The organism is Chryseobacterium sp. KMC2 (assembly GCF_016756935.1).
In the GTDB taxonomy this organism is placed as follows: Bacteria; Bacteroidota; Bacteroidia; order Flavobacteriales; family Weeksellaceae; genus Chryseobacterium; species Chryseobacterium rhizosphaerae.
Genome location: NZ_JAESIT010000025.1, coordinates 13,469 through 40,084 on the forward strand (window position 1 = coordinate 13,469; position 26,616 = coordinate 40,084).

24 protein-coding genes are annotated in these 26,616 nt (G+C 37.1%); 15 read left to right on the forward strand and 9 right to left on the reverse strand.

Annotation, left to right across the window (positions count from 1 at the left end; genetic code table 11):
* Nucleotides 1-7 precede the first annotated feature (7 nt).
* The 4 genes from JML65_RS21065 to JML65_RS21080 all read left to right on the forward strand — a co-directional run bounded on the left by JML65_RS21065 (nt 8) and on the right by JML65_RS21080 (nt 4,769).
* Nucleotides 8-1,570: a G-D-S-L family lipolytic protein gene (locus tag JML65_RS21065; RefSeq protein WP_084086405.1), complete on the forward strand. Its 1,563-nt coding sequence runs from the start codon at nt 8-10 to the stop codon at nt 1,568-1,570.
* Nucleotides 1,571-1,655: 85 nt separating this feature from the next.
* Nucleotides 1,656-2,594: a ribose-phosphate pyrophosphokinase gene (locus tag JML65_RS21070; protein ID WP_047484660.1), complete on the forward strand. Its 939-nt coding sequence runs from the start codon at nt 1,656-1,658 to the stop codon at nt 2,592-2,594.
* 56 nt (nt 2,595-2,650) lie between these two features.
* Complete coding sequence (locus tag JML65_RS21075; RefSeq protein WP_047484662.1) at nt 2,651-3,304, forward strand: 50S ribosomal protein L25/general stress protein Ctc; 654 nt, start codon at nt 2,651-2,653, stop codon at nt 3,302-3,304.
* Nucleotides 3,305-3,548: 244 nt separating this feature from the next.
* Nucleotides 3,549-4,769: a cysteine desulfurase gene (locus tag JML65_RS21080; protein ID WP_202272025.1), complete on the forward strand. Its 1,221-nt coding sequence runs from the start codon at nt 3,549-3,551 to the stop codon at nt 4,767-4,769.
* A gap of 82 nt (nt 4,770-4,851) precedes the next feature.
* Here JML65_RS21080 and hemE read toward each other — a convergent pair whose 3' ends face one another.
* From hemE to hemA, 5 genes are all read right to left on the reverse strand, one after another.
* Entirely contained in the window at nt 4,852-5,883 is a 1,032-nt protein-coding gene (gene hemE, locus JML65_RS21085; RefSeq protein ID WP_047484666.1) for a uroporphyrinogen decarboxylase, read from the reverse strand.
* Complete coding sequence (locus JML65_RS21090; protein WP_084086407.1) at nt 5,880-6,326, reverse strand: hypothetical protein; 447 nt, start codon at nt 6,324-6,326, stop codon at nt 5,880-5,882. Before JML65_RS21090 ends, hemE begins: the two co-directional genes overlap by 4 nt.
* The gene (locus tag JML65_RS21095) at nt 6,323-7,009 is read right to left on the reverse strand and encodes a uroporphyrinogen-III synthase (RefSeq protein WP_084086408.1); all 687 of its coding nucleotides are present in this window, start codon (nt 7,007-7,009) and stop codon (nt 6,323-6,325) included. Before JML65_RS21095 ends, JML65_RS21090 begins: the two co-directional genes overlap by 4 nt.
* A gap of 71 nt (nt 7,010-7,080) precedes the next feature.
* The gene (gene hemC / locus JML65_RS21100) at nt 7,081-7,989 is read right to left on the reverse strand and encodes a hydroxymethylbilane synthase (RefSeq protein WP_047484672.1); all 909 of its coding nucleotides are present in this window, start codon (nt 7,987-7,989) and stop codon (nt 7,081-7,083) included.
* Nucleotides 7,976-9,250: a glutamyl-tRNA reductase gene (gene hemA / locus JML65_RS21105; RefSeq protein ID WP_202272027.1), complete on the reverse strand. Its 1,275-nt coding sequence runs from the start codon at nt 9,248-9,250 to the stop codon at nt 7,976-7,978. Before hemA ends, hemC begins: the two co-directional genes overlap by 14 nt.
* Nucleotides 9,251-9,569: 319 nt before the next feature.
* On the opposite strand from hemA, the gene JML65_RS21110 reads away from it, so the two are divergent.
* The 6 genes from JML65_RS21110 to JML65_RS21135 all read left to right on the forward strand — a co-directional run bounded on the left by JML65_RS21110 (nt 9,570) and on the right by JML65_RS21135 (nt 15,908).
* Complete coding sequence (locus tag JML65_RS21110; protein ID WP_045491741.1) at nt 9,570-10,595, forward strand: rod shape-determining protein; 1,026 nt, start codon at nt 9,570-9,572, stop codon at nt 10,593-10,595.
* Between the two features lie 28 nt (nt 10,596-10,623).
* Nucleotides 10,624-11,478 carry a rod shape-determining protein MreC gene (mreC, locus tag JML65_RS21115; RefSeq protein ID WP_047484676.1) on the forward strand — a complete coding sequence of 285 codons (855 nt, stop codon included), beginning with the start codon at nt 10,624-10,626 and terminating at the stop codon, nt 11,476-11,478.
* The gene (locus JML65_RS21120; RefSeq protein ID WP_047484678.1) at nt 11,471-11,977 is read left to right on the forward strand and encodes a hypothetical protein; all 507 of its coding nucleotides are present in this window, start codon (nt 11,471-11,473) and stop codon (nt 11,975-11,977) included. The genes mreC and JML65_RS21120 overlap by 8 nt, the downstream gene beginning before the upstream one ends.
* Nucleotides 11,974-14,007 (forward strand): peptidoglycan D,D-transpeptidase FtsI family protein, encoded by a 2,034-nt coding sequence (locus JML65_RS21125; RefSeq protein ID WP_202272029.1) that lies wholly within the window; start codon nt 11,974-11,976, stop codon nt 14,005-14,007. The genes JML65_RS21120 and JML65_RS21125 overlap by 4 nt, the downstream gene beginning before the upstream one ends.
* Entirely contained in the window at nt 14,004-15,233 is a 1,230-nt protein-coding gene (gene rodA / locus JML65_RS21130) for a rod shape-determining protein RodA (protein WP_047484682.1), read from the forward strand. The genes JML65_RS21125 and rodA overlap by 4 nt, the downstream gene beginning before the upstream one ends.
* Before the next feature lie 93 nt (nt 15,234-15,326).
* Nucleotides 15,327-15,908: a pentapeptide repeat-containing protein gene (locus tag JML65_RS21135; RefSeq protein WP_202272031.1), complete on the forward strand. Its 582-nt coding sequence runs from the start codon at nt 15,327-15,329 to the stop codon at nt 15,906-15,908.
* Between the two features lie 212 nt (nt 15,909-16,120).
* Here the strand turns inward: JML65_RS21135 and JML65_RS21140 are convergent, their stop codons facing one another.
* Nucleotides 16,121-16,831, reverse strand: a complete 711-nt coding sequence (locus tag JML65_RS21140; protein ID WP_084086412.1) for a C40 family peptidase — start codon at nt 16,829-16,831, stop codon at nt 16,121-16,123.
* A gap of 337 nt (nt 16,832-17,168) precedes the next feature.
* Complete coding sequence (locus JML65_RS21145) at nt 17,169-19,364, reverse strand: glutamine synthetase III (protein ID WP_084086413.1); 2,196 nt, start codon at nt 19,362-19,364, stop codon at nt 17,169-17,171.
* 310 nt (nt 19,365-19,674) lie between these two features.
* Between JML65_RS21145 and JML65_RS21150 the strand changes: the two genes are divergently transcribed.
* From JML65_RS21150 to JML65_RS21170, 5 genes are all read left to right on the forward strand, one after another.
* Nucleotides 19,675-21,366: a DUF6909 family protein gene (locus JML65_RS21150; RefSeq protein ID WP_047484690.1), complete on the forward strand. Its 1,692-nt coding sequence runs from the start codon at nt 19,675-19,677 to the stop codon at nt 21,364-21,366.
* Nucleotides 21,367-21,544: 178 nt separating this feature from the next.
* Entirely contained in the window at nt 21,545-22,015 is a 471-nt protein-coding gene (locus JML65_RS21155; protein WP_084086415.1) for a DinB family protein, read from the forward strand.
* Nucleotides 22,016-22,155: 140 nt separating this feature from the next.
* Nucleotides 22,156-23,994, forward strand: coding sequence for a M1 family metallopeptidase (locus JML65_RS21160; protein WP_202272033.1), 1,839 nt, complete (start codon nt 22,156-22,158; stop codon nt 23,992-23,994).
* Between the two features lie 106 nt (nt 23,995-24,100).
* A complete protein-coding gene (locus JML65_RS21165) occupies nt 24,101-24,859 on the forward strand; it encodes a type III pantothenate kinase (protein ID WP_047484697.1) in 759 nt (252 codons plus the stop codon).
* A 59-nt stretch (nt 24,860-24,918) separates the two neighbouring features.
* Nucleotides 24,919-25,452, forward strand: coding sequence for a GNAT family N-acetyltransferase (locus JML65_RS21170; RefSeq protein WP_084086417.1), 534 nt, complete (start codon nt 24,919-24,921; stop codon nt 25,450-25,452).
* 74 nt (nt 25,453-25,526) lie between these two features.
* Here the strand turns inward: JML65_RS21170 and JML65_RS21175 are convergent, their stop codons facing one another.
* Entirely contained in the window at nt 25,527-25,958 is a 432-nt protein-coding gene (locus JML65_RS21175) for a nucleoside deaminase (RefSeq protein WP_047484702.1), read from the reverse strand.
* A gap of 3 nt (nt 25,959-25,961) precedes the next feature.
* Nucleotides 25,962-26,585, reverse strand: coding sequence for a hypothetical protein (locus tag JML65_RS21180; RefSeq protein WP_228450304.1), 624 nt, complete (start codon nt 26,583-26,585; stop codon nt 25,962-25,964).
* Nucleotides 26,586-26,616: the final 31 nt, after the last annotated feature.

The window sequence follows — 26,616 nt, forward strand, 5'->3', positions numbered from 1 at the left end:
AATGACTATGAAAAAAATTATAATATCAACAATTGCTGTCTCTGCACTTCTTTTCACTGTAACGAGCTGTAATACAGATTTCGATGCAGATGTGAAAGATATTCCTGTAACGAAAGGAGACGCAGATTTTTCAAAATATATTTCTTTAGGAAACTCTCTTACTTCCGGATATCGTGACGGTGCTTTATACAGTAGTGGGCAGAATGAGTCCTATCCGAGTATGATTGCCGGACAGATGAGACTTGCGGGTGGAGGAGATTTCAAACAGCCTCTAATGCCTAATGATGTAGGAGGATTTAACAACCTTCCTGGTTTTCCTGGGAAATTAAACCTTCAGATTGTTAATGGATCCCCGGCTCCGGTACCAAGTGCTCCGGCAGCGGCATTGGATCTTTTGCCTGCTGGCAGTTCTTATAATAATATGGGGGTGCCGGGTGCGAAGTCATTCCATCTGGTTGCACCTGGATATGGTAGCCAGGCGGGTCTTCCACTTGGAACTGCTAACCCTTATTTTGTAAGATTTGCTTCTTCTGCCACAACAAGTGTTTTGGCTGATGCTATGGCTCAGAAAGCAACATTCTTCTCTCTTTGGATAGGAAATAATGATGTGTTATCCTATGCTACCAATGGAGGAACAAACTCTCAGACTGCAGGTGGAGTTACAACATATACTACTGCTACAGTTCAGACAGGAAATACTAACCCGGCTACATACAGATCAAATGATATTTCTGATCCGGCAGTAGTGGCGGGTTCTATTAAAGGAGTTTTGGACGGTCTTAAAAGTGTAGGGACCACTAAGGGGGTTATTGCAAACATTCCTTATGTTACTACTGTGCCTTTCTTTACGACAGTTCCTTACAATCCTTTGACACCGGCTGCTTTAGGGGCTAACCTGGCAACTCTTAATGCGAGTTTATATGGTCCTTTAAAGCAAGCGCTTACGGCTTTTGGTGCGGGAGATAGAATTAATCTTCTTTCTACTACTGCTTCCAATCCTGTTTTAATTAAAGATGTAGCCCTTGCGGATTTATCAGCTCAGCTTACAGCAGCTTTAACTCCTTCTTTAGGACCGGTGATGGCTGGTGCTTTCGGACAAATCTTTGGACAGGCAAGACAAGCTACTCCAAATGATTATATCCTGCTTACTACAAGTTCTGTGATTAATACTACCGCACCTGGTGTGCCAGCTCCGGTAAATGTGTATGGAATTTCTTATCCTTTACAGAACCAACATGTATTGACAAAAACAGAGGCTGGTTATGTAAAAACGGCAACAGATGCTTATAATGCTTCGATTAAATCACTGGCTGACTCTTATGGATTGGCTTTTGTAGATGCAAATGCTAAAATGACTGAATTGAACGGTCAATCGGGAATTTCATTTGACGGAGTGAAATATACAGCGAAGTTTGTGACAGGAGGGGCTTTCTCTCTTGATGGTGTTCACCTTACAGGACGAGGATATGGTGTCATTGCCAACGAGTTTATTAAATCTATAAATGCAAAATACAGATCTACATTACCACAGGTAGATCCAAACAAATATTCTGGTGTTAAATTCCCATAATAATTGATAAAATAAAAACTTAGAGACCACAGGAGTAATTCTTGTGGTTTTTTTTTAAATTTGCAAAATCTTTTAAAAAGTAAAAATGGCCGATCAGTTAAGTTATCTATTTTGTACAAGAACCAGCAGGGACTTGGCAGAGAAAATTGCCCAGCATTATGGGAAAGAATTAGGGAAAATCAACTTTCAGGAGTTTAGCGACGGGGAATTTGAGCCTGTTTTAGACGAATCTGTAAGAGGAGGAAGAGTTTTCTTAATAGGATCTACGTTTCCACCTGCAGACAATCTTTTGGAACTTCTCCTGATGATTGATGCAGCAAAAAGAGCTTCTGCAAAGAGCATTACTGTTGTAATTCCTTATTTCGGACTTGCGAGACAGGACAGAAAAGACAAACCAAGAGCGCCGATCGGTGCTAAGTTAGTTGCTAACCTTCTTACTGCAGCAGGAGCAACAAGAGTGATGACAATGGATCTTCACGCAGATCAGATTCAGGGATTCTTCGAGATTCCGGTGGATCACCTTTATGCTTCTACTATTTTCGTAGATTATATCAGGTCTTTAAATCTTGATAATCTTACCATCGCTTCTCCGGATATGGGAGGTGCGAAAAGAGCTAAAAACTACGCGGGTCACCTAGGGGCAGAAGTAGTAATCGCTTATAAGGAAAGAAAGAAAGCAAACGTTATTGAAGAAATGTTCCTTATCGGAGATGTGACCGGTAAAAACGTAATCCTTATTGATGATATGATTGATACTGCGGGAACGCTTTGTAAAGCTGCAGACATCTTGATTGAAAAAGGAGCAAAAACGGTAAGAGCGATGGCTACTCACGGAGTGCTTTCAGGTAAGGCTTACGAGAATATTGAGAATTCTAAAATAATGGAAGTTATTGTAACTGACTCAATTCCTGTTAAAAATAATTTGTCAACTAAAATAAAAGTGCTATCTTGCGCCCCGTTATTTGCAGACGTTATGACGATGGTTCATGAGCATAGATCAATTAGCAGCAAATTTGTTATTTAATTGATTTTTAGCAAATTACAAATTAAAACTAAAATAATTTTTTAAATTTTTTATAAATGAAATCTATTACAATTCAAGGTACAAAAAGAGAAAGCGTGGGCAAAAAGTCTACAAAAGCTTTACGTGATGCTGAATTAGTTCCTTGTGTTGTTTATGGAGGTGGTGCACCTTTGAACTTCTCTGCTGAAGAGAGAGCTTTCAAAGGATTAGTATACACTCCTGAAGCACACACGGTATCTATTGAAGTTGATGGTCAAACAATTCCAGCAGTTCTTCAAGATATTCAGTTTCACCCAATTACAGACAAAATTCTTCACGCAGACTTCTATCAATTAGCTGACGATAAGCCAGTTGTTATGGAGGTTCCTGTAAGAATTACTGGACGTTCAAAAGGTGTTGTTGCTGGTGGTGTTTTACGTCAGTCTTTCAGAAAATTGAAAGTAAAAGCTATTCCTGCTAACTTGCCAGACGAAGTAGTTGTAGATGTTACTCCATTAAGAATTGGTAACAAACTTTACATCGGAGGTATCAAAGCTGAAGGATATACTTTCATGCACCCGGACAATGCAGTTGTAGTAGCTGTTAAGATGTCTAGAAATGCAATGAAAGGAGGTGCAGCAGCAGAAGATGATGAAGATGAAGAAGAAGCTGCAGAAGTGGCTACTCAATCTCCTGATGTTCCAACAACAGAAGAGAAATCTGCAGAATAAGAATTGCTTATTTAAACAATATAAGAACCTGTCAATGTATTTGGCAGGTTTTTTATTTGGGGTAAGGATTCAGGAAAGACAATAGGTCAATGAATCTGGCTGCTAGTTCCGGTTTCAATCTTATCCATTGAATATTTCTATTAACTGACAAGAATCAGGCTTCAATCCAATGTATCCTTTCGGAAAAAAAGCCGTAAATTTGAAGTGTTCTAAATAAGGACGTTTTAATTTAAAATGTAAATAAATGTTTGACATTCAGGAAATAAGAGACCAGTTTTCTATATTGGGCAGGGAAGTGAACGGTAAACCATTGGTTTATTTGGATAATGCAGCTACATCTCAAAAACCAAATTCGGTGTTGGAAGTCTGTCATGCATATTATACAGAACTTAATGCTAATGTTCACAGAGGAATTCACACATTAAGCCAGCTAGCTACAGAAGAAATGGAGCTTTCAAGAAGAAAGATTCAGAAATTCATTAATGCTGAACATGATTTTGAAGTTATTTTCACAAAAGGAACTACAGAAGGGTTAAACCTCATCGCTTATATTTTAACTCAAAAATTAAAAAAAGATGATGAGATTATTATTTCCTATCTGGAGCACCATTCCAATATTGTTCCTTGGCAAATGCTTTGTGAAAGAACCGGAGCAAAACTTCGTGTTATTCCGATTGATGAAAACGGGATTCTTCAGATGGATCAATTTGATCAATTCCTAAGTGAAAAAACTAAAGTGGTTTCTGTAAACCAGGTTTCCAATGCGTTGGGAATTGTCAATCCTATTGAAGAAATCATATCAAAAACGAGAAAAAATACGGATGCCTATGTTGTTATTGACGGGGCTCAGTCTGCTCCCCACTTCAATATAGATGTTCAGAAAATGGATTGCGATTTCTTTGTGTTTTCCGGCCACAAAATGTATGCTCCGATGGGAACAGGTGTTTTATACGGAAAACGTGAAATATTGGAAGCTTTGCCGCCATTTCATGGAGGAGGAGAGATGATTGCTACTTGTTCTTTTGAAGGAACTACCTATGCAGGTCTTCCGTTTAAATACGAGGCAGGAACGCCAAATGTAGGAGGAAATATTGCTTTAGGAGCTGCGGTGGATTTTATGAACAAAGTAGGGCATGAAAACATTCAGAATCATGAAAATGCATTATTGGAATATGCTCAGAGACAGCTTTTAGAAATTGGAGGCATTAAAATTTATGGTGAAAAGGCTAAGAGAACAGGTGTTGTTTCTTTTAACCTGGAAGGAGTAGGGATTTCTTCCGATGTGGGAATGATCCTGGATAAAATGGGAATTGCTGTAAGAACAGGACACCATTGTACACAGCCTATTATGAACTTCTTTAATATTGCAGGAACTGTAAGAGCCAGTTTCGCTGTGTATAATACTTTTGAAGAAATTGATATTTTGGTAGAAGGAGTAAAGAAAGCACAACGAATGTTGAGTTAAATGAATCAATACGATATACATAAAAAGCCCTGTCACTAAATGACAGGGCTTTTATTATATTCTATACGGATATTAATCCGGATTAAAGCGTAGGTTTCCAGTCTACTACCGCTCTGATGAATGCTTCTGCATTTTCTACAGGAACGTTAGGTAAAATTCCATGTCCTAGATTAGCAATATACCTGTCTTTTCCAAAACGGTTGATCATCTCGGTTACCATTTTTTTGATGGTTTCAGGAGTTGAGTGAAGCCTTGCAGGATCAAAGTTCCCCTGTAGTGTCATCGTATGATTGGTAAGTGTTCTTGCAAATTCCGGCTTAATAGTCCAGTCAACACCAAGAGCAGAAGCTTTAGACATGGTCATGTCTTCCAGTGCAAACCAGCATCCCTTTCCAAATACAACCACATGGGTAAGTGGACTTAATGCCTCAACGATCTGATTGATGTATTGCCATGAGAATTCCTGATAATCAGTAGGAGAAAGCATTCCTCCCCATGAATCAAATATCTGTACCGCAGAAACTCCTTTTTCTACTTTTCTTTTCAGATAAGCAATCGTAGTATCTGTAATTTTCTGAAGTAATAGATGAGCTGCTTCAGGCTGCTGGAAGCAGAATGATTTTGCAATATCAAATGCCTTACTGCCTTTTCCTTCTACACAATAACAAAGAATGGTCCATGGAGAACCCGCAAAACCAATCAATGGAATTGCATTGTCTAATTTCTGAAGGGTAAGTTCAATAGCATCAAAAACATAACCTAATGTATCATTCACATCCGGAGTCTCAATATTCTGAACCTGTTCCATTGTTCTGATCGGAGTATCCAACCATGGTCCAACAGATTCTTTCATCTTGAAATCAATTCCCATTGCCTGAGGAACTACCAGAATATCCGAAAACAGGATCGCGGCATCCAAAGGAAATCGACGGATAGGCTGTAATGTAATTTCAGCAGCAAGTTCAGGGGTCTGACATCTTGTAAAGAAATCATATTGGTCTCTCAGAGCAATGAATTCCGGCAGATATCTTCCAGCCTGCCTCATCATCCAGACAGGAGGTCTTTCAACGGTTTCTCCGCGAAGTGCTTTTAAATATAGGTCGTTTTTAATCATAGTTTATTTGAAATGATATTGCCATCATATTGCTTGCTGACAATAAGTATTTTAGTAGGTAATATTGTATAAGAGTTTTCTGTACCCTCTTCTTTTATAGCGTAAGAAAGTATAATATCGTCTTTCTCTCTAACCAGATTTTTAATTAAAAAGTCAGTCGGTTTATTGGTTTCAACTCCGATTAGTGCAATGACATAATTCTTAGAAAAATCAATGCTGGTTGGCTTACCATCCTTTCCCATAGTTGTTGCCATTCCGAAAATGTCATCAAATTCCTGTTGAGAGGTGATTTTTTTGGAGGTCACAGCATTCGTTTTGTAAGTGTTTTTTACAAAATAATTTTTTGCTTCAGTGTAGGGAACTTTAGCGGTTTGATTTGCTTTTTGCTGTGTACAGGAAAAAGTAATAAATAACGCGGTCAATAAAATTACTAAATTTTTCATATTTGTTTGTTTTTATAAAATTTCACTATCATATCCAAAACTGATACCAGATCATTACTTTCAGAGGTGAAGATCTTTCCCTGGGTATAGTTTCTCAGTTCTCCGGAAGTGGTTTCTCCAATCGAAAAAAGATTCATATTCTCCAGAGAATTTTGCTTTGCAAAACTACGAACTCCGCTCGGACTAAAAAATACTGCAGCATGATATTTTTCAGTTATTAAAGGATTGATTTCCTCTGTGTTATATACGGTGACCTTTTTATACTTAATGTTTTGAAGCGGTAGATCCTTATCCAAAACATTAATAGCAAGATTGCCACAGAAGTGAAGGAATTGTTCGTGCTGGCATTTTCCAATGATAAATCCGGAAAGGACTTCTGCATTTCTAAGTACTTTAAAAGTTCCGAAGCCATGTTTTCTTAGTTCTTTCTTTGTTTTTTCACCCACACAGTAGATCTTATTGTAATTTTTCGCAGTAAAATCTTCGTTTGGTTTAAAGCCGTTTTCGAAAAATGAAGATACTCCATTGACGCTGGTGAAGATCAATGAATAATTTTTCAGATCAAAAGGTGAGACTTTTAGAGGCTGTGTCTTAATGACCTCAATACAATCAACCGAGATATCCTCTCCTAATTTCTTGGATATAATCGCTTGGTCTATATTTTTGGTAAATAAGATTTTCATGTCTTTACGTTTGAAACTGAAAAAGGAGGGGAGGTAAAATATAAATCTACAATTTATACTTTGAAATAATCTTAGATCTGGCTTTTGATTTCTGCCATCAATTCTTTTCCACCGTTTTCAAGAACTACTTTCGCATACTTTTCTCCGAAATTTTCTGTGGTGTTGTATTCGAAATTTTCATCAACAGCAATACAGTTTTTACCATCCAGAGAACAAAGTGCAGCTTTGAAACGGATCTGATCACCGATGATTTCTGCAAAAGCACCAATTGGTGCAGTACAGCCTCCTTCCAAAGTGCTTAAGAAATTTCTTTCAATTTCTACACAGATTTGAGTGGGTGCATGATTGATCTGTTTTAATATTTCGTTGATCTCAGGTTTGTCAGAATGTCCGGCTACAGCAATAACACCTTGTGATGGTGCTGGAATCATTAATGGAAGCATTTCATAATCAATTTCCATTTTCATTCTTTTGATCCCTGCCAGAGATAGTAGGGTAGCATCAAAATTTCCATCTTCAAGTTTTTGAAGACGCGTCTGGATGTTTCCACGGATATCCGAAAACTCAGTCTCAGGATAATGCTTTAGCCAGAATGCTCTTCTTCTTAAGCTGCTTGTAGCCAGTTTAAGCTCATGGAATTCTTTGTTTCTGGAAGATTCCTTTCTGATCAGGATGTCCTGAGGATAATCCCTTTCCAGATAGCTAATCATCTCAATATTTTGAGGTAACTGGGTAGGAACATCTTTTAAAGAATGTACGGCAATATCAATTTCGTCATTCAGTAAGGCAATGTCGAGATCTCTTGTGAAAACTCCTGTAATTCCTAAAGAATATAGTGGTTGATTAAGATTCTTATCGCCTGAAGAGACAATAGGAACAATTTCTGTTAAATAATTGAGGTTCTGAAGGTGCCTCGCAACCTCTCTAGCCTGCCAAAGTGCAAGTGCGGAATTTCTGGTTCCAATTCTAATGCTTTTCATTGAATTCGTTGTTTGGTTGTTCAACTAATATTTCGTGCATTAATTTACTAATTTCTTCGGCTTTTAAAGGGTTATCGATGATATATTTTGCAAAACGGTTGGTAATTTTCTGGATCATTTTATCAGAAAGTTCCATGTCCGTGATGTTTATGTATTTATTCTTTTTATAAAAATTATGCATCTCATTGCGTTCCATATTCTTTAAAACGGCTTTGAAATGATGAATATTGGGAGCCAGCTTTCTCTTTTTCTCCCATTCAATGAAGTCTTTCATCAGCTCCTTGATAATCTTTTCTGCTTTTGGAATCTCTTTTTCCCGTTGCTGAATAGTTTCCTGGATTTGTTTTGAAAGCTCATCAACGTCTATTAATGTTACATTTTTATTTTCAGTCACATTTTTTTCAACGTTATGCGGAATAGAAAGATCGATTACCAATGTTTCCTTTCCGTTCGGAAAATGAGACTGGTTGATAATAGGATGCTTTGCTCCGGTTGCCACAATGAGAATATCCGTTTCCTTTAATTCCTTGTCCACATCAGAATAATCAACATGGGGAATATTATATTTCTCAGAAATCTTTTCAGCTTTTTCCTGAGTTCGGTTGGCTATTTTTATTTTAGGCTGGTAAACGTGTTTTACTAAATTCTCAACAGTATTCTGCCCAATTTCACCCACCCCTAAAAGAAGAATGTTTTTTTCATTGATCCTCTTTTGGTTGTTTAAAATATAGTGAACGGCAGCATAAGATACAGAAGCCGCTCCGTTGGAGATTCCTGTTTCATTTTTTATTCTTTTCGAAATCTGAATAGCAGCATTGATTGCTCTTTCCAGATAAGGATTGGAATTCTGTCTTTCTTTTTTAAAACGGGTATACGCTTTTTTGATCTGACCGATAATTTCAAAATCTCCAATAATCTGACTCTCAAGTCCGGCGGCAACTCTGAAAAGGTGTATTAAAGCCTCTTCCTTTGTAAGAATATTGGCAAACTGAAGGAAATCCGTAAGATGTACTCCAATTGTTTTGCAGTATTCTTCAGCCACTAAAAGATAATTGGATGAAGTGGTATAAATCTCAGTCCTGTTACATGTAGAAACCACAAAAGCATCACCAAGATCTTCCTGATGGACCTGGGAAACGAAGTTTTTGATGTTCTCATCAAAGAATGCAAACTTTCCTCTCGTTTCTACATCGGCCTTTTCGTAGCTTATGGAAAGCACGGCAAAATTCGATGTTTGATGGATGTTGGAATACTGTAACATAAGCAGTCGCAAATTTACGCTTTTTTTAATTAACCAGCCTCTGATAGTGTATATGATAATTATCGTAAAAAACTATAGAGACCATCCGGAATTTATTGTAATGGGCAAATTTAGCGATTTTCAAACCGGCTTTTTACTCATTTTTCACCCATAATTTCCCCTGTTAATTTTAGTTTAACTCAAAGTCTGTAAACATCTAAAGTAAAAGTTAATAAAGAATTATAAATTTTAATAAAATTTTAACCAAATTATGTTGGTGTGAAATTTCTTTAGTAGTGTTAAATTTATATCTTTGTAAACTTAAAATCAGAAGAAATATATGAGTTTATTTGATATGTTTACGCAAGAAATTGCGATAGACCTGGGAACAGCTAATACCCTTATCATCCATAATAATAAGATTGTTATAGATCAGCCGTCAATTGTAGCAATTGAACGTTCTACGGGTAAACCCATTGCTGTTGGTGAACAGGCTAAACATATGCAGGGTAAAACTCATGAGGATATCAAAACAATTCGTCCTTTGAAGGATGGGGTTATTGCTGATTTCCACGCTTCTGAACATATGATCAAGGAGTTTATCAAAAAAATTCCTGGAATCAAGGGTAAATTCATACAGCCTGCATTAAGAATTGTAATCTGTATTCCTTCTGGTATTACTGAAGTTGAAAAGAGAGCGGTAAGAGATTCTGCTCAAAAAGTAAACGCAAAAGAAGTAAGGTTGATCTATGAGCCAATGGCAGCAGCAATTGGGGTGGGGATCGACGTACAAAAACCTGAGGGGAACATGATCATTGATATAGGTGGAGGTACTACAGAAATTGCAGTAGTAGCTTTAGGAGGTATCGTATGTGATAAATCTGTGAAGATTGCAGGTGACGTATTTACCAATGATATTGCATATTACTTAAGAACTCACCATAACCTTTACATTGGAGAAAGAACTGCTGAGAGAATTAAAATTGAAGTAGGATCTGCAGTAGAGGATCTTGATGTAGACATTGAAGATATCCCGGTACAGGGTAGAGACCTTATTACAGGAAAACCTAAAGAAATTATGGTTGGATATAAGGAAATTGCACGTGCATTAGACAAGTCTATTATCAGAATTGAAGATGCTGTAATGGAAACCCTTTCTCTTACTCCACCGGAATTGGCTGCTGATATTTACAAAACAGGTATTTATCTTGCTGGAGGAGGAGCGTTACTAAGAGGTCTTGCGGATAGAATTCACAAAAAAACAGGTCTTCCTGTATTTGTTGCTGAAGATCCGTTAAGAGCTGTTGTTCGCGGAACTGGTATTGCCCTTAAGAATATGGATAAGTTCAATTTCTTAATTAAATAATTTTAACTTTTTACGACTATATATCTGAATGGGATTTTTGCTGAGATTATTTTCGAAGAACACTCTTTTCGTCTTCTTTATATTCCTGCAAATTATTGCTCTGGTTTTGATATTCTCTAGAAATGCCATGCAGAGATCCTGGATAGCGGGCCAGACGGCTGCGCTGAATTCGTGGGTTTCCGGATATATTGATGAAGGAGTTACTTATCTGAAACTTAAACAGATCAACGAAGATCTTGTGATTCAGAATAAAGCCCTTATGACTGAACTTTACGGAAAAGAAGGAGGTAAAAATCCTGTTTTCAAAAAAGTTCATGATACCATAGGAGGGGGTCAAATCTATACTTTTGTTGATGGTGAAATTGTTTTCAACAGCATCAACCGAAGAAATAATTACTTTACAATCAACCGCGGCCGCAGAGACGGTGTTTTCCCACAAATGGGGGTAATGGCACCAAGAGGTATTGCGGGAATCGTTATCAATTCTACTGATAGCTATGCATTGGTTCAGTCTGTACTAAGTGTAAACAGGATCAGAATCAATGCGGCACTTAAAAATTCCGGATATTTTGGAACGTTAACATGGAATGGGGATAATTCACGAGTGATGCATCTTGCCGATATTCCAAAATACGTTGCTTTAAAAGTAGGTGATACCGTAGTAACAGACGGAAAATCTGCCATCTTCCCTAAAGGGGTTATGATCGGTACTATTGCCGGTTATTCGGTAGATAATAAAACAGGCTTCTGGGATATCTCAGTTGAGCTGAGTGAAAAAATGGGAGCGTTAAATAAAGTGTTTGTAGTAAAGAATCTTAAAAAGGCCGAAGTGCAGAAGATTCAGGATACTATGCAGGCTGTAATAAAAAAAGAAAATGATTAGCAGAACTTTATTTACAGACATATTGATCATGATCTTCCTGGTTGCATTACAGATATTTGTATTGAACAGGATTACGTTGTTCGGAAAATATACTCCGGTACTGTATCCCGTATTTGTCATGTTCTATCCTTTTTTCAGAAATAAATTTCAGTTCCTGGCACTAAGCTTTTTAATTGGGTTGGCTATAGATGGATTCCACTATTCCTGGGGAATCAATGCATTTGCTACCACCCTGATAGCTTATTATAGAACATTGATATTCAGGACTTCCACGGATACTTCCACAGACTTTTTCTCTTTTCAGTCCTTACAATGGGCGCAGTTTTTGCTGTTTTTATTTTCAAGTATTTTCCTGCATCAGCTTTTCGTACAGTATATAGAGTTCTTTAAGTTTAGCAGGTTTTTTGAAATATTGTTTAATGTGTTGGTGACTAGTGTAATTTCATTTATATTTATAGTTATTTACGCATTAATATTTAAAATCAAACAAAAAGTTTGAACACACGTTATTTAAAAATCTTTTCCATCCTTGTTGTTATCGCTCTTATTTTTATAGCGAGGCTGGCTTATTTGCAGTTGTTTACAGACCGCTACGCACTGAATGCGGCCAATACATCCATTAAAATTGAATACGTTATTCCGCAGCGTGGGGTGATTTTTGATAGAAATGGGAAAATCATGGTAGGAAATCAGCCTGCTTATGAGATTTCTTTTACCCAGGGATTAATGAAACCTGATTTTGATACATTAGGCTTCTGCAGCTTGATGAAGATCAGCAAAAAAGATTTCATCAACAAAGTCAATATCATTAAAAAAGAAAAATATTATTCCAAGCTGACTCCAATGACGTTCATAAAGGACCTCAGCAGAGAAGATATTGCAAGAGTGCAGGAGATTATTTTTAAGTATCCCGCATTTACTATTGTACAGCGACCTCAGCGTCAGTACGAAGTTTCTACATCCGGAAATCTTTTGGGATATACCAGTGAGGTAAACGAAAGAGACATTAAAAAAGATTCTATTTATTACTTACCGGGAGACTTTATCGGAAAAACAGGGGTTGAAAAATCTTACGAAAAAGAACTCAGAGGAGTAAAAGGGATGAAATATATCCAAAAAGACATCAGACTCCGAAATATTGGTTCTTATAAAAACGGATCTCTGGATAAAGATGTTATTACCGGGAAAGATATTACCTTAACTATTGATTATGATCTTCAGAGAACTGCTGAAGAAATGCTCGTTAACAAACATGGAGCTATTGTAGCTATTGATCCTAATAATGGGGAAGTATTGGTAGCTGCAACAGGACCGGATATTGATCCTAATCTTTTCACCGGACCTAATAAATCAAAAAATTTATACGCTTTATCAAAAGATACACTTTACGAAAATAAACCTACATTCGATCGTTCCTTACAGGCAGGTTATCCTCCGGGATCTACTTTCAAATTATTAACTGCTTTGGCTGCAATGCAGATGGGAGTAATGGATGAAAAGACCGTTTTCCCTTGTGGCGGTGGGTTTTTCTATAAAGGTAAAAGAATTAAGGGGCATGGTGGGGCCGATCCGTTGATTCCTTCTATTCAGGTTTCCAGTAACTGTTTTTTCACCTATGCATTTATTGCCATCATCAAAAAATATCCGGGAAACCCTTCCAAAGGTGTTGACGAATGGAAGAAGATAATGAGCAGCTTTGGAGTAGGAGAGTTTTTAAATAATGATTTTGCCGTGGGGGCAAAAGGGAGAATTCCTTCCGGAGATTTTTATGAGAAGCGATTTAAAGCCATCATGAAAGCGAGCGGTTCTAAGAGAACTGATTTTAAAAACTGGGATGAGATGTCTACTGGAGCCATTTATAACGGAATGGGGCAGGGAGATGTATTGGTAACCCCTATTCAGTTGGCCAATTATGTAGCTGCTATTGCCAACAAAGGATGGTATTATACTCCGCATATTGTAAAAGCAATTGATGGGAAAGCCAATCCTGATAAAAGATTCAAGGTTAAACATCAAACCCTTGTAGATCCTAAGCATTTTGAACCTGTTTTAAAAGGTATGGAAGCGGTGGTTCTAAGAGGAACGGCAAGAAGCTTAAAATCAAATGATTTTACCCAGCTAGCCAAAACAGGTACCGCACAGGTGCCACAGGGAAAAGATAACTCAATCTTTGTACTTATTGCTCCTGCTGATAAACCTAAAATTGTAGTAGTAGCCGTAATGGAACATGCTGGGTTCGGGGCAACCTGGGCAGGACCGGCGTGTACTGTAATTGCTGAGAAATATATTACCGGTGATCTGAAGAGAGATAATCTCTATAAAAAAATGATCGGGGCAAGCTTTATGCCTGAGTATAAAAGGCAATGGGTAGCAGACCTTAAACGTAAAGGCTGGTATGTAGATCCTAAGCCAGACTCTATTAAGCGCAAAAGAATGCAGGACAGCCTGGAGCTTGTAAAGCAACAGAAAGCGAAACTACAAAAAAAGATAGACGAAGAAACTAAAAAAACCAAATCTGCGAAGCCATGAAGTGGACAGAAGGAATAGATAAACTTGGACTTGGACTGTATTTTCTGCTATGCATTTTTGCCATTGCCAATATTTACAGTGTAGACCAAAAATTGGGCGAAAAACAGTTGGTTTTTTTCTGTATTTCTGTATTTGTGGGGCTTATGATATTCTTTAGCAGAAGCAAATTCTTTGAGAATATGGCCGGTATTATTTATATTGGTGGGGTTCTCCTGCTGATAGGGCTTTTTCCTTTTGGTAAAGAAATTCTAGGGCAGAAGAACTGGTATAAATTTGGGAGTTTTACCATGCAGCCTGTAGAGTTTGCTAAGATAGGAACAGCATTGATGCTTGCCAACTATGTTTCCGGACCCGATTTTAATCTGAAAAACAGAAAATCTCTATGGACTACTCTGGCTATCATAGGGATTCCTGCGGCCGTAGTACTCGCTATTCCGGATGTAGGATCTATGCTGGTGTTCATTGCGTTTTTCATTGCTTTATACCGAGAAGGGTTAAGCGGACTTTTATTCGGGATAGGATTTATGTTTGCCGGGGTGTTCTTAGTTTCATTAGCTATCCCGCCGGTGTATGTGGCGGCTACCATTGTGTTGATTGCCGGGGTATTGATTGCGATGAATTATCATAGGATGTCCTGGGATGTGATCTCCATTTCCGGAATATCAGGATCTATCCTTTTGTTGTGTGGATTAGCTTTCGGGTCTCCTTACATCTTAGAGAAACTTCCAAAGCACCAGAGAGAAAGAATTGAGGTTCTTTATAAAGGGGAAAAAGCTTTTAGAGATACTTCAGGGTATAACTTATTATACTCCAAGACAGCTATCGGATCCGGAGGGCTTTTAGGAAAAGGATACCGCGAAGGATCTGTTACGCAAGGTAAGTTTGTACCTGAACAGGAAACCGATTATATTTTCTGTACCGTAGGTGAAGAATGGGGTTTTGTAGGAAGTGCGGTGCTGATTTTGTGTTATATGGTTTATATAGGGCGGATCTATTATCTTGCAGAACAGCAGAAGTCCACTTTTAACCGCGTGTTTGGGTATTGCTTTGCTTCCATCCTTCTGATGCACTTTTCAATCAATTTAGGAATGGTTATGGGGCTTTTCCCAACGGTAGGGATTCCTCTTCCGTACTTTAGTTATGGAGGAAGTTCTTTGCTTGCCTTCTCCATGATGACTTTTATTTTCTTTAAACTTAATTATTCAGATAAGAACAGTTTGGTGTAAACGGAAGATTAAAAATGTTCTGTTTCCTTTTCTTTTTAATATCCATGAAAAAAACGTGGATGGAATGTTCATTCCCCAAAATTATTAGAACGTATGAAAGAGGTTTATATTTTAGATCAGAATTTTGAGAATACAGACTTTACACAGTTTCCTTTAGATAAAGGGGAATATGAGAACTGTATATTCAGGAACTGCAATTTTGAATATGCAGGGCTGTCGGAATTTAATTTTACTGACTGTGAATTTATAGGATGCAACCTGAGTATGGCAAAACTTATTAAAACGGCTTTCCGTGAAGTTATTTTTAAAGAATGTAAGATGTTTGGGCTCCAGTTTAATGACTGTAATGAATTTGGGCTATCTTTTACCTTTGACGGCTGCTCCCTGAACAATTCCGTATTTTATCAGACATCGGTTAAGAAAACCGTTTTTAAAAATTCGAAACTGATTGAAGTAGATTTTGCAGAATGTGATCTGTCTAATGCTGTTTTCAGTCATTGCGATTTTTCGGGCGCTGTTTTCGATAATACTAACCTTGAAAAAGCGAATTTCAGAACATCAGTTAACTATTCTATAGATCCCGCCTTAAACAAGCTTAAAAAGGCCAAATTTTCACTGTCTGAAGTCTATGGGCTGTTGTATAAGCTGGATATAGAAATTGATAAAAACAGCTAGGCTTTAGAAGTAATAGATTTGAGGTTGGAGGCTATCGTAAGCATTCGATCTTTTTTAATCATAATAAAATTCAATAGAGGTGGGCTTTAGCCTGCCTTTTCTTATTCATATGCCTTCTGTTCGCTTTACCAAAACTTAATAGAGGAAATAGAATAAATAAAAAAGCCATCAGAGTCTGATGGCTTCATTATTTAAATCAATTATTTATAAAATTAAAAATTTGCTGGTGTAGCTGGAGTAACAGCGGCTAAATTATTATAAGCTTCTCCTTCTTCGTTGATCACTCTTTTTGCGAATCTAAATTTAGGACCCCAATAAGAATCATTCAGTGAAGAAATCATTACTCCTTTTGATGTTGCTGCATGGATAAATTTAATTTCACCCTCTTCAGAAACACTTTCTACAATACCTACGTGAGAGATTCTTCTTCCATGAGAAAAGAAAATAAGATCTCCTTTCTGTAAGTTTCCTTTTTCAATTCTTTCTCCTTCCTGAGCCTGAGAAGCTGCTACTCTAGGTAAACTAAGACCTGCTGCTGCTCCGAAAACGGAAAGTACGAAAGCTGAACAATCAATACCGTTTCTTGTTGTTCCTCCATATCTGTAAGGAGTTCCCAAGTATGTTTCTGCCTCTTCAAGGATACCGTCAATTGTTTTGTTGTACTTCACAACTTTGGCAATCTCAGAATTCTTAATAGCTTTTTTAGCATTAGCTAAAGTAGCAGCCTTTTCAGAAAGAAAAGAATCGATAAGTTTTTGCTTATCCTGCTCCATTTTTTTGCTATCTATAGAGGCTAGTTTGGCATCTGTTTTGTATTCTTTAGTGTAAGTAGCTGGTTTTGAAACTACATAATTAGTAGCACATGATTGCATTGATACAGTAGTAACTAAAGCAACTAAATAAAACAAAACTCTTTTCTTCATATATATTTGATTATCCGTGTTAAAAAGGAATATTTATTTTCAAAAGCATTACAAAAGTAGAGATTCCGAATAAAAGACCCCTGATATGATAATTGTCAGGATCTTATTTTAACACTATTTAACATATTGTTTACATATGTTAAAGAAAAATAAACCGCAACTGCCTATTTTTGGTAAGTGTGCGGTTTTTTTTATTATGATTCTTTAACAAATCATATCGATTTTCTTCTATAGGTCGGGTTTTGTAATTTAAAACTCTAATTTTCCTGTTGTTAATAAAACCAAAAAATTCCCCGGAAAACCGAGGAATTTAAACTAATATGGAACTTTACAGATGTTATTTTGTAAACAACATTTCTCTGTATTTTGTCATTGGCCAAAGCTCATCGTCTACCATCATTTCAAGATCATCAGAAGCTTCTCTGATAACATCAAATAAAGGAATTACTTTAGTACAGTAAGATTCTGCCTGCTTTTGGCTATTTGATACAGCTTTTGCTGTTTCTCTTGCTTTAATAAGGTCTTCAACACCAAGTTTAATCTTGGAAACATTTTCAGAGATATCCGTGATTAAGCTCATTTGCTCTTTCGCTAATGTTTTGAATTCTTTATCTCCAAAGATGTCTTTAAGACCTTTTACGTTTTCAATTAATCTGTTCTGATACTTTAAAGCAGAAGGAATGATGTGGTTTCTTGCGATATCACTTAATACTCTTGCTTCAATATCAATGACCGTAGAATATTTTTCTAATTTGATTTCGTTTCTTGCCTCAACCTCTCTGTGAGTAAATACTCCGATTTCTTCGTAAAGGGCAACGAATTTTTTATCCATCTCCTGTTTAAGAGCTTCAGGAGTAGTCTTTAAGTTGTTTAAGCCTCTCTTTTTAGCTTCTTTCGCCCAGTCATCAGAATATCCGTCACCTTCAAACATAATGCTCTTACACTGCTTGATGTATTCTCTCAATACATTGAAGATCGCTTCGTCTTTTTTAAGACCTGTTTCAATAAGGGCATCCACTTCTTTTTTGAAATCGATTAATTGTTTTGCAGCGATGGTATTCATTACCGTCATAGACTCTGCACAGTTAGCAGAAGATCCTACTGCTCTGATCTCAAATTTATTTCCTGTAAATGCAAACGGAGAAGTTCTGTTTCTGTCTGTATTGTCTAATAGAATTTCAGGAATTTTTCCAACTACATTTAATTTAAGGTCTGTTTTTTCGTCCGGAGAAAGCTTTCCTTCTGTTACTTTTTCAAGTTCTTCCAGTACTCTGAACAGCTGACTTCCGATGAATACGGAAATAATTGCTGGGGGAGCTTCGTTGGCACCTAATCTGTGGTCGTTACTTGCAGAAGCAATACTTGCTCTTAAAAGGTCAGCGTATTCATAAACTGCTTTGATAGTATTAACGAAGAATGTTAGGAACTGTAAGTTTTTCTTAGGATTTTTTCCCGGGCTTAGAAGGTTTTCTCCTGTATCAGTGGCTAAAGACCAGTTGTTGTGCTTACCGCTTCCGTTTACTCCGGCAAATGGTTTTTCGTGGAATAAAATATGGAAATGGTGCTTGTGAGCAATTCTCGCCATGATGTCCATCAATAAAGAGTTGTGGTCTACGGCAACGTTTACTTCTTCAAACATTGGAGCCAGCTCAAATTGGTTAGGAGCTACCTCGTTGTGTCTTGTCGTTACAGGAATACCCAGTTTCATACATTCAATTTCCAACTCTTTCATGAAATTCATTACTCTTGTTGGGATAGAACCGAAATAGTGGTCATCCAATTGTTGTCCTTTGGCTGGAGAATGTCCCAGTAATGTTTTACCTGTCAATACAAGGTCCGGACGTGACTGATATAAAGCTGAATCTACAAGGAAGTACTCCTGTTCCCAACCCAGGGTAGGAGTTACCTTTGTAACATTCTTGTCAAAATACTGCATTACATTGGTTGCTGCTTCATCCACAGCATTCAAAGCTCTCAAAAGAGGGGCTTTATAATCTAAGGTTTCTCCTGTATAAGAAATGAAGATGGATGGAATACATAAAGTAGTTCCCATGATGAAAGCAGGAGAAGTAGGATCCCAGGCTGTATAGCCTCTTGCTTCAAAAGTATTTCTGATTCCTCCGTTAGGGAATGAAGATGCATCTGGCTCCTGTTGGATCAATAAGTTTCCGCTGAATCTTTCGATTGCTCTCCCTCCTTCGATAGGTGTGAAGAAAGAGTCGTGTTTTTCAGCAGTGGTTCCTGTTAAAGGTTGAAACCAGTGTGTGTAATGGGTTACCCCTTTGCTCATAGCCCAGTCTTTCATTGCTACAGCTACCTGGTCAGCAATATGTCTCTGGATTTTAGTTCCTTTTTTTACAGCATCCATAATAGAATTGAATGCTTCTTTTGTTAAATATTCTCTCATTGTCTCTTCCGAGAAAACATTGGTGCAGAATAATTCTGACAGTTTTGCAGGAACCTCAACAGAATTATCTTTTCTGAAGTCCTTAAATGGTAGGGTTTCTAGTGCTTTGAATCTTAAGGTTGACATATTGGGTGATTTTTACAGGGCAAATTTACAAAAAAAATGAAATGAAATCATTTTAACCCTAAAAAAATTAGGGGTGTTTTGAAAAATTATATAATTTAAACAATAGTTTAACGTTTTTGTAAGGGGTTAAAAGATATTCAATGTTTAAAATTTAATGTGTAAAACTCTTTTTTGAGGCTCAGATACTCTAAAAACACATGATTTGAGGAATGTCTTATAAGATACGAGATTATATGGATTAAAAGACTTGTTAAAAGATAGTTAAAATAAAATGGACAAAGATTTTGTATATTTGTGTGAAATTTATTTTATGACAAATTCTAGAGCAAGAGAGACAACAGAGGCTATCGAAAGATTATATATTTCTATGAGACACTTATTTTATAGAGGATTTTTCAAGCCAGGAGGAGTTTCAGGAGAGAGCATTAGAAGCTTGTTGAAAACAATCAATCCAGAGATTTATGGTACCATGAATATTCCAAATAAATTGGAGCTTGATGGTTTGATGTATGTTTTAGACAGGCTTCCTGAAGGGATTGAGGAATGTGCTTTTATTCATCTTACATCTGATGAAGGGTTTGATAAAGGAAGTTTCGAACCTATTGTTCCTAAGAAAAGAAGAAGAAACTGTTATAGAATAGACGAACACCAGATGAATATTGAGGTTCTTTTGGGCCGTTCCGAAATTTATGACATTCTTACCCACCTTACCTTCTTATTTATAGAAGCTGATAAAATCCGTAATCTGGCTTTCATCCAGGATGAAAACTGGAAGCCGACACGTGCCTTTAAAATTATTGAAGAGGTAGTGAAAGGAGAAAAGAAATTCAGCAGAAGAGAGAAAGAGGTGGCTCTTATTCATCTATCCTCTTTAATAGGAAGAACATTTGATGAGACATTGAGAGCTTACAATACCTTTGGAGATGATCATAATCCTGACCGTTTATTCAAAATCATTTACAACTTAGGGAAAGTAAGTCTTGAAGATGCAAAGCAGACCAGAGAAAGAGAAATTCATTTCAGTGCTATATTAAAGGAAAGAGTAGGACATCACTACTTTGGAGAGAAATGGGCTAATAAAGTGAAGGAGGTTTTATTTGAAAATAACCTTCATATGCGTCCGTTACATATTATTTCTGCCAATATGCATTCGGTGAAAAATATGCTGTACGGTAATGAAGCTCTTAAGAAGAAGCACCATCATGATGTGGACTATAAAATGTATGAAGAGATTTCAAACAAAAAAGAACTTCGTGATAAAGTATCAAAGTATGCTTTAGATGAGGGGATGATTCATATTGCTGATAAAAGTGGAAGTAATATCGATGTTCAGATCATTGACCTTAGCAAAACAAATTTAAAGAATACTCCTTTTGGAGATATCAAGTTTGGAGGTGATGATGTAGTCATGGTATTTGACTATGCTTTCGGAGAGCAGGCTTTTGAGGTGATGGACGAGCTGCTGAGACCTTTCGAACATAAAGGAGAAGTCTATATGATGCATGTAAGGTCAGTTTCCATTATGGGGAAAGCCGGAATTCTTACAGGAGAAAAAGGGGATATTATGATTCCTACCTCTCATATCTTTGAAGGAACGGCAGATAATTATCCTTTTGAAAATGCACTAAAGCTGGACGACTTCCATGATGAAGAGCTAAAAGCATTTGAAGGACCTATGATTACTGTTTTAGGAACTTCACTTCAAAACAGAGATATCCTTTCTTATTTTATGAATACTTCATGGAAGGCCATTGGTCTTGAAATGGAAGGGGCACACTATCAGAAGGCTATCCAGGTAGCTTCGAAGATCAGACATCATATTGCACCGGATCTGTTTGTATGTTACGCGTATTATGCTTCAGATAATCCTTTGGAAACAGGAAGTACATTATCATCAGGAGGATTGGGGCTTACAGGAGTAAAACCTACTTATCTGATTACATTAAGAATCCTTGAAAAGATTTTAAAAAGTGGAAAAAAAGAAGTTGCAGCTAAGAAATAGCTTTTGATTTCCTATTATAATACAAGCCTCAGATGTCAACACATCTGAGGCTTTTTATTTTCTGCAACACAAATGATTGTATTCTTTATGTGGGTGGAATCTCCTGGAAAATCAGTAAGCGCTTAAAAAACAATTCTTTAATTACTTATCTTTAAAGGAATATAAAAATAACCGATCAATGAGCTCTGCAGTACAATTATCAAAAAGATTCCGGGAGGTTTTGCTTGACGGTCTCTGGATTGCCAATACCAATTTTAAAGATCAGCTTTCCGGGGTAAGCTGGGAACAGGCTGTTACCAAAGTGAGCTCCCTGAATACCATCGCAATGCTTACTTTCCATATACATTATTATATAGCAGGAATTATTAACGTGTTTGAAGGGGGAGCCCTTGAAATAAAAGACCAGTACAGTTTTGATCTTCCTGTCATTGAATCTCAGGCTCAATGGGAAGAATTGCTAAGTCAGTTATGGGCTGATGCAGAAAAGTTTGCCGGGTTGGTTGAGCGGATTCCTGATGATCAGCTTGATGAGGTTTTTGCAGATGAAAAATATGGAACCTACAGAAGAAATATAGATGGAATGATTGAGCATAGCTATTATCATTTGGGCCAGATCACTTTAATCAAAAAATTGTTGACGAGCCAGTAAACTTATGTTTGTTAAAAGATTTTTAACAAAGTGAATTAAATTCAATCTAAACCCATACTAAACATAATAAAACCTCGGTATAACTCCTATTTGAGGTTCTTATTTAAATTACATACCTTTAGAAAAAAATAAAATTTTAAATGAGAAAATCGGCTGCAATCATTTTTGCGTTTATCATTTCACAATTTCATGCTCAGCAAGGAGCTTATTATCAGCAGGCTGCAAAGTACAAGATGGATATTGATGTTAATGCTGAAAAATTTACTTATCAGGGAAAACAGACTTTAGAATACACCAACAATTCTCCGGACGAGTTGAATGTAGTTTATTTTCATCTCTACTGGAATGCTTTTAAGCCTAATTCCATGATGGATCAAAGAATAACTTCCCAGGGAAAAAATGGTGACTCAAGGTTGCAGAAAGATGGGATCTCAAGATTGGCATCTATTCCGAAAGATCAGGAGGGATCTCAAAATATCCACTGGATCAGACAGAATGGAAAGGACTTGAAATTTGAAATCCAGGAAACTATTATGAAAGTGTACCTGGCAGAGCCTATCAAGCCTAATTCCTCTACAACTTTTACCATGGATTGGGATGCTGTGATTCCACAGCAGATCAGAAGAAGTGGAAGAAACAACAGAGAAGGTGTAGATATGACAATGACTCAATGGTATCCGAAAATTGCTGAGTATGATTATGATGGCTGGGCAACTTTTGATTATATGGGAAGAGAATTTCATGCACCGTTCTCAGATTTTGATGTTAGTATTAAAATCAACAAAGATTATGTAATAGGAGCAGGAGGGATTCTTGAAAACCCAACTGAGGTAAAAGGATATGATACCAACGCAAAAATTAAAGCGGAAAAAGATAAAAAAGTAACCTGGAAATGGACGGCTAAAAATATTCTTGACTTTGCATGGAGTGCAGACAGAGATTATGTAGTCAATGGTTTTGATGTTCCAAATGGTCCGAAAGTATATCTGGTTTACCAGAAAAATGAGAAAACAAAAGTTTGGGGAGAAGCACAATCTTATGTGATGAAGTATTTCGAGATTATGAATGCCCATTTCGGAAAATATGTATATCCTACTTATGCTTTTATCCAGGGTGGTGACGGTGGAATGGAATACGGAATGTGTACCATGATTCTTGGAGAAGCTAAAGACATTAAAGGGCTGATGGGATTAATGGCTCATGAAGGATCTCACTCATGGTATCAGCAAATGCTGGCCACCAATGAATCTGTACGTCCCTGGATGGATGAAGGTTTTACAAGCTATGCAGAAGGGTACACCATGCACCAGTTATTTCCGGAAGACCTTCCGAACCCTTTTGTAAAAACATTAGATGCTTACAGAAATTTTGTTAAAAAAGGTATTGAAGAACCGGCTGTATGGTTGGGAGATCACCATGATAACGGAACTTCCTATACTTATTCTTCTTATGTGAAGGGGGAATTGTATCTGGTACAATTGGGATACATTATGGGTGAGCAGAATCTTGCCGAAACACTAAGACAGTATTATGCCCAGTGGAGTATGAAACATCCTTCAGACAGGGATTTCCTTCATATTGCCCAAAAAGTTTCTGGGATGGACCTGAAGTGGTTTCACCATTACTGGATCAACACAACAAAAACTATTGATTATGGGATTAAGGATGTGAAATATGATGCAAAATCCACCACAATTACCCTGGTAAATAACGGACAGGTTCCTATGCCTGTTGATTTCAGCGTAATGACCATGGAGAAAAAAAATGTAACCTATCAGATTCCTTTAAACATGACTCATACATGGAAAGAAAATGATATCTATGGTAATTTCAAAACAATGCCTTATTGGCCTTGGACTCAGAAAGAATATACCTTTACCATTCCTTATCCGAAGTCTCAGCTATCAGTACTTGGTATCGACTTCAGCCAGAGAATTGCTGATGTTAATATGGCGGATAATTTTGTAGAAGTAAAATAAGAAAAGATAAACATATAGAATAATAAGGAGTATTTGAGAATACTCCTTTTATTTTTTTATAAATTTGGGAGCAGAATTTAAAATCTTAGCCTGTTAAAAAAAATCAATGAATTCAATTGTAATAAACGTAGGGAACAGCAATATCAGATTCGGCCTTTTTAATGGAGATAACTGTGATATTTCATGGGTCATCAATACTAAACCTTACAGAACCGCAGACGAGCTATATGTACAAATGCTGATGCTCTATCAGACCTATAAAATTGAACCAACAGAAATAAATAAGGTAATCATTGGATCTGTAGTTCCCCAGCTTACCAAAGTGATGAGCTCAGGAATAAAGAAAATCCATGGGATTACCCCTGTAATTGTGGACCGAAACACCCCATCAGCAGTTCAGGCCAAATCTAAGCAGATGGGAACGGATATTTATGCCAACCTGGTTGCGGCCCATAACCTGTATCCAAACAGGAAAAAAATTGTCATTGACTTTGGAACCGCACTTACTGCCAGCTGTGTTGCAGAAACAGGAGAAACTTTAGGCGTGATTATCGCTCCGGGAATTGTGACTTCTTTGAATTCGCTGATCAACCAGACAGCGCAGCTTCCTGATATTGAGCTGAAAAAACCGAAATCAGTGCTGGGGTTGGATACGGTAACCTGTATGCAGAGCGGAATGGTATATGGTTTTCTGGGAATGGTAGAAGGATTTGTGACCCGTATTAATGATGAGGTAAATGACGACTGTTTTGTAGTGGCAACGGGAGGAGTGTCTCATGTTTATAAGCCTCTGACAGATAAAATCCATGTAATGGACAGGCTTCATACTTTAAAAGGGCTTTATTTTCTTGGCAAAGATTTATAAGCCTGAAGTTGAGTTGAATTGAATAATTTGCCTCATCTTTACCGTAAATTCTTAATATAATGAACGAATTTCCAATAATAGAAACCGAAAGACTTATTCTCTCCCAATTGGAAGAGAAGGATATTCCTTTCATTACAGAGTATCTACAGCATAGAATCTATTCAGATCTCACATCTAATATTCCTTATCCGTATACCGAAAATGATGCTCAACTTTGGATTACCATGTCAAAAGAAGCCTTTGAGGATCATACAGGATATACTTTTGGAATTCGTAATAAAGAAGGGCATATTATCGGAGCTATAGGTCTTCATGACCGTGATGATGATAAGGCTGAATTAGGATATTGGATTGCAATGCCTTACTGGAACAAAGGCTATGTGACAGAGGCTGCCAAAGCTATTGTACATTTTGGTTTTAAAAAATTAAATTTCAATAAAATTTTTGCCACTCATCTTCTTCACAATCCTGCTTCCGGAAAAATTATGGAAAAGATTGGAATGGAAAAAGAGGCTGTTTTGAAACAGGAGACTAAGAAAGATGGAGCGTATTTTGATCTCGTGATGTATTCAATTTTTAATGATATAAAATAAGAGGCTAAAGGGTATAGTAATGTGCTGATTTTTAGCTTACAAATATAAAGAAGGAACAATTACTCATTGTTCCTTTATCTTTTACTTTTAAAAAATTCTTTAACGATCATGGAACACTCATTTTCCATTATTCCTGTTACGATTTCCGTTTTTGGATGCAGGGAAAGATGCTTGTTGATAAAACCTCTCTGCTCGTCTCTTGCGCCTATCACTACTTTTGAAATCTGTGACCACGAAAGCGCTCCTGAACACATCACACAGGGTTCTAATGTGACATAAAGTGTACAGTTTTTAAGATATTTACCGCCAAGGAAATTAGCGGCAGAAGTTATGGCCTGCATTTCTGCATGAGCAGTAACATCGTTTAAGGTTTCGGTGAGATTGTGGGCTCTCGCAATAACACGGTTATTGGAAACAACCACACATCCGATAGGCACTTCATCTTTTTCAAGGGCAGCTTCTGCTTCCTGCAGAGCCATTTTCATATAATATTCGTCAGTAAACATTGATTATTCCATCGTTAATGTTAAAGGAAGTCTGAACTGGAATCTTGCAGGATCGCCTTTAGCGACAGCCGGGTGAAATCTTTCAGAAAGTGAGTATAAAGCAATTTCAGCCTGTCTGTTAAACGTGAAATTATCACCCTGAGCATGAACATTACTGATGCTTCCGTCATTTTCAACAATAAAAGTTACACTTGTCTTGACTATTTTTACTTCGGTATGCACACCATCTGTATAGATAAGACTGGCCACCTCCTTCCTTAATGTATTGAGCCCTCCGGGATAGTTGGGAGCTGTTTCCAAATCACGGAACCTGTCACTGATATTGATGGAAGTCGCTTTAGGTATTTTTATAGCTTCCAGATCTTCCTGGTTTCTTACCCGTAATAAGGCTCCTACCAATGCTGTATTTTCAATACTGTCCATTTTTTTCATAAAAAATAGAAAATCTCCTTTTATCGCAGCCTTTTTAAAGGTGTTGGATTCTGCATCAAATTTTTTCCTGAACTCTTTATTCAGCATGGTTCTATGCTGGTCGTAATAGTTTCTCACGGCCCTGAATTCTTCCTTCTGCTGGGAAAGAAAAAACGAAGAAATAAAGCAGCTGATGCCAATAAATAAAGCTCTCAATACAGGTATATTTATGTAAATATAATTAAAA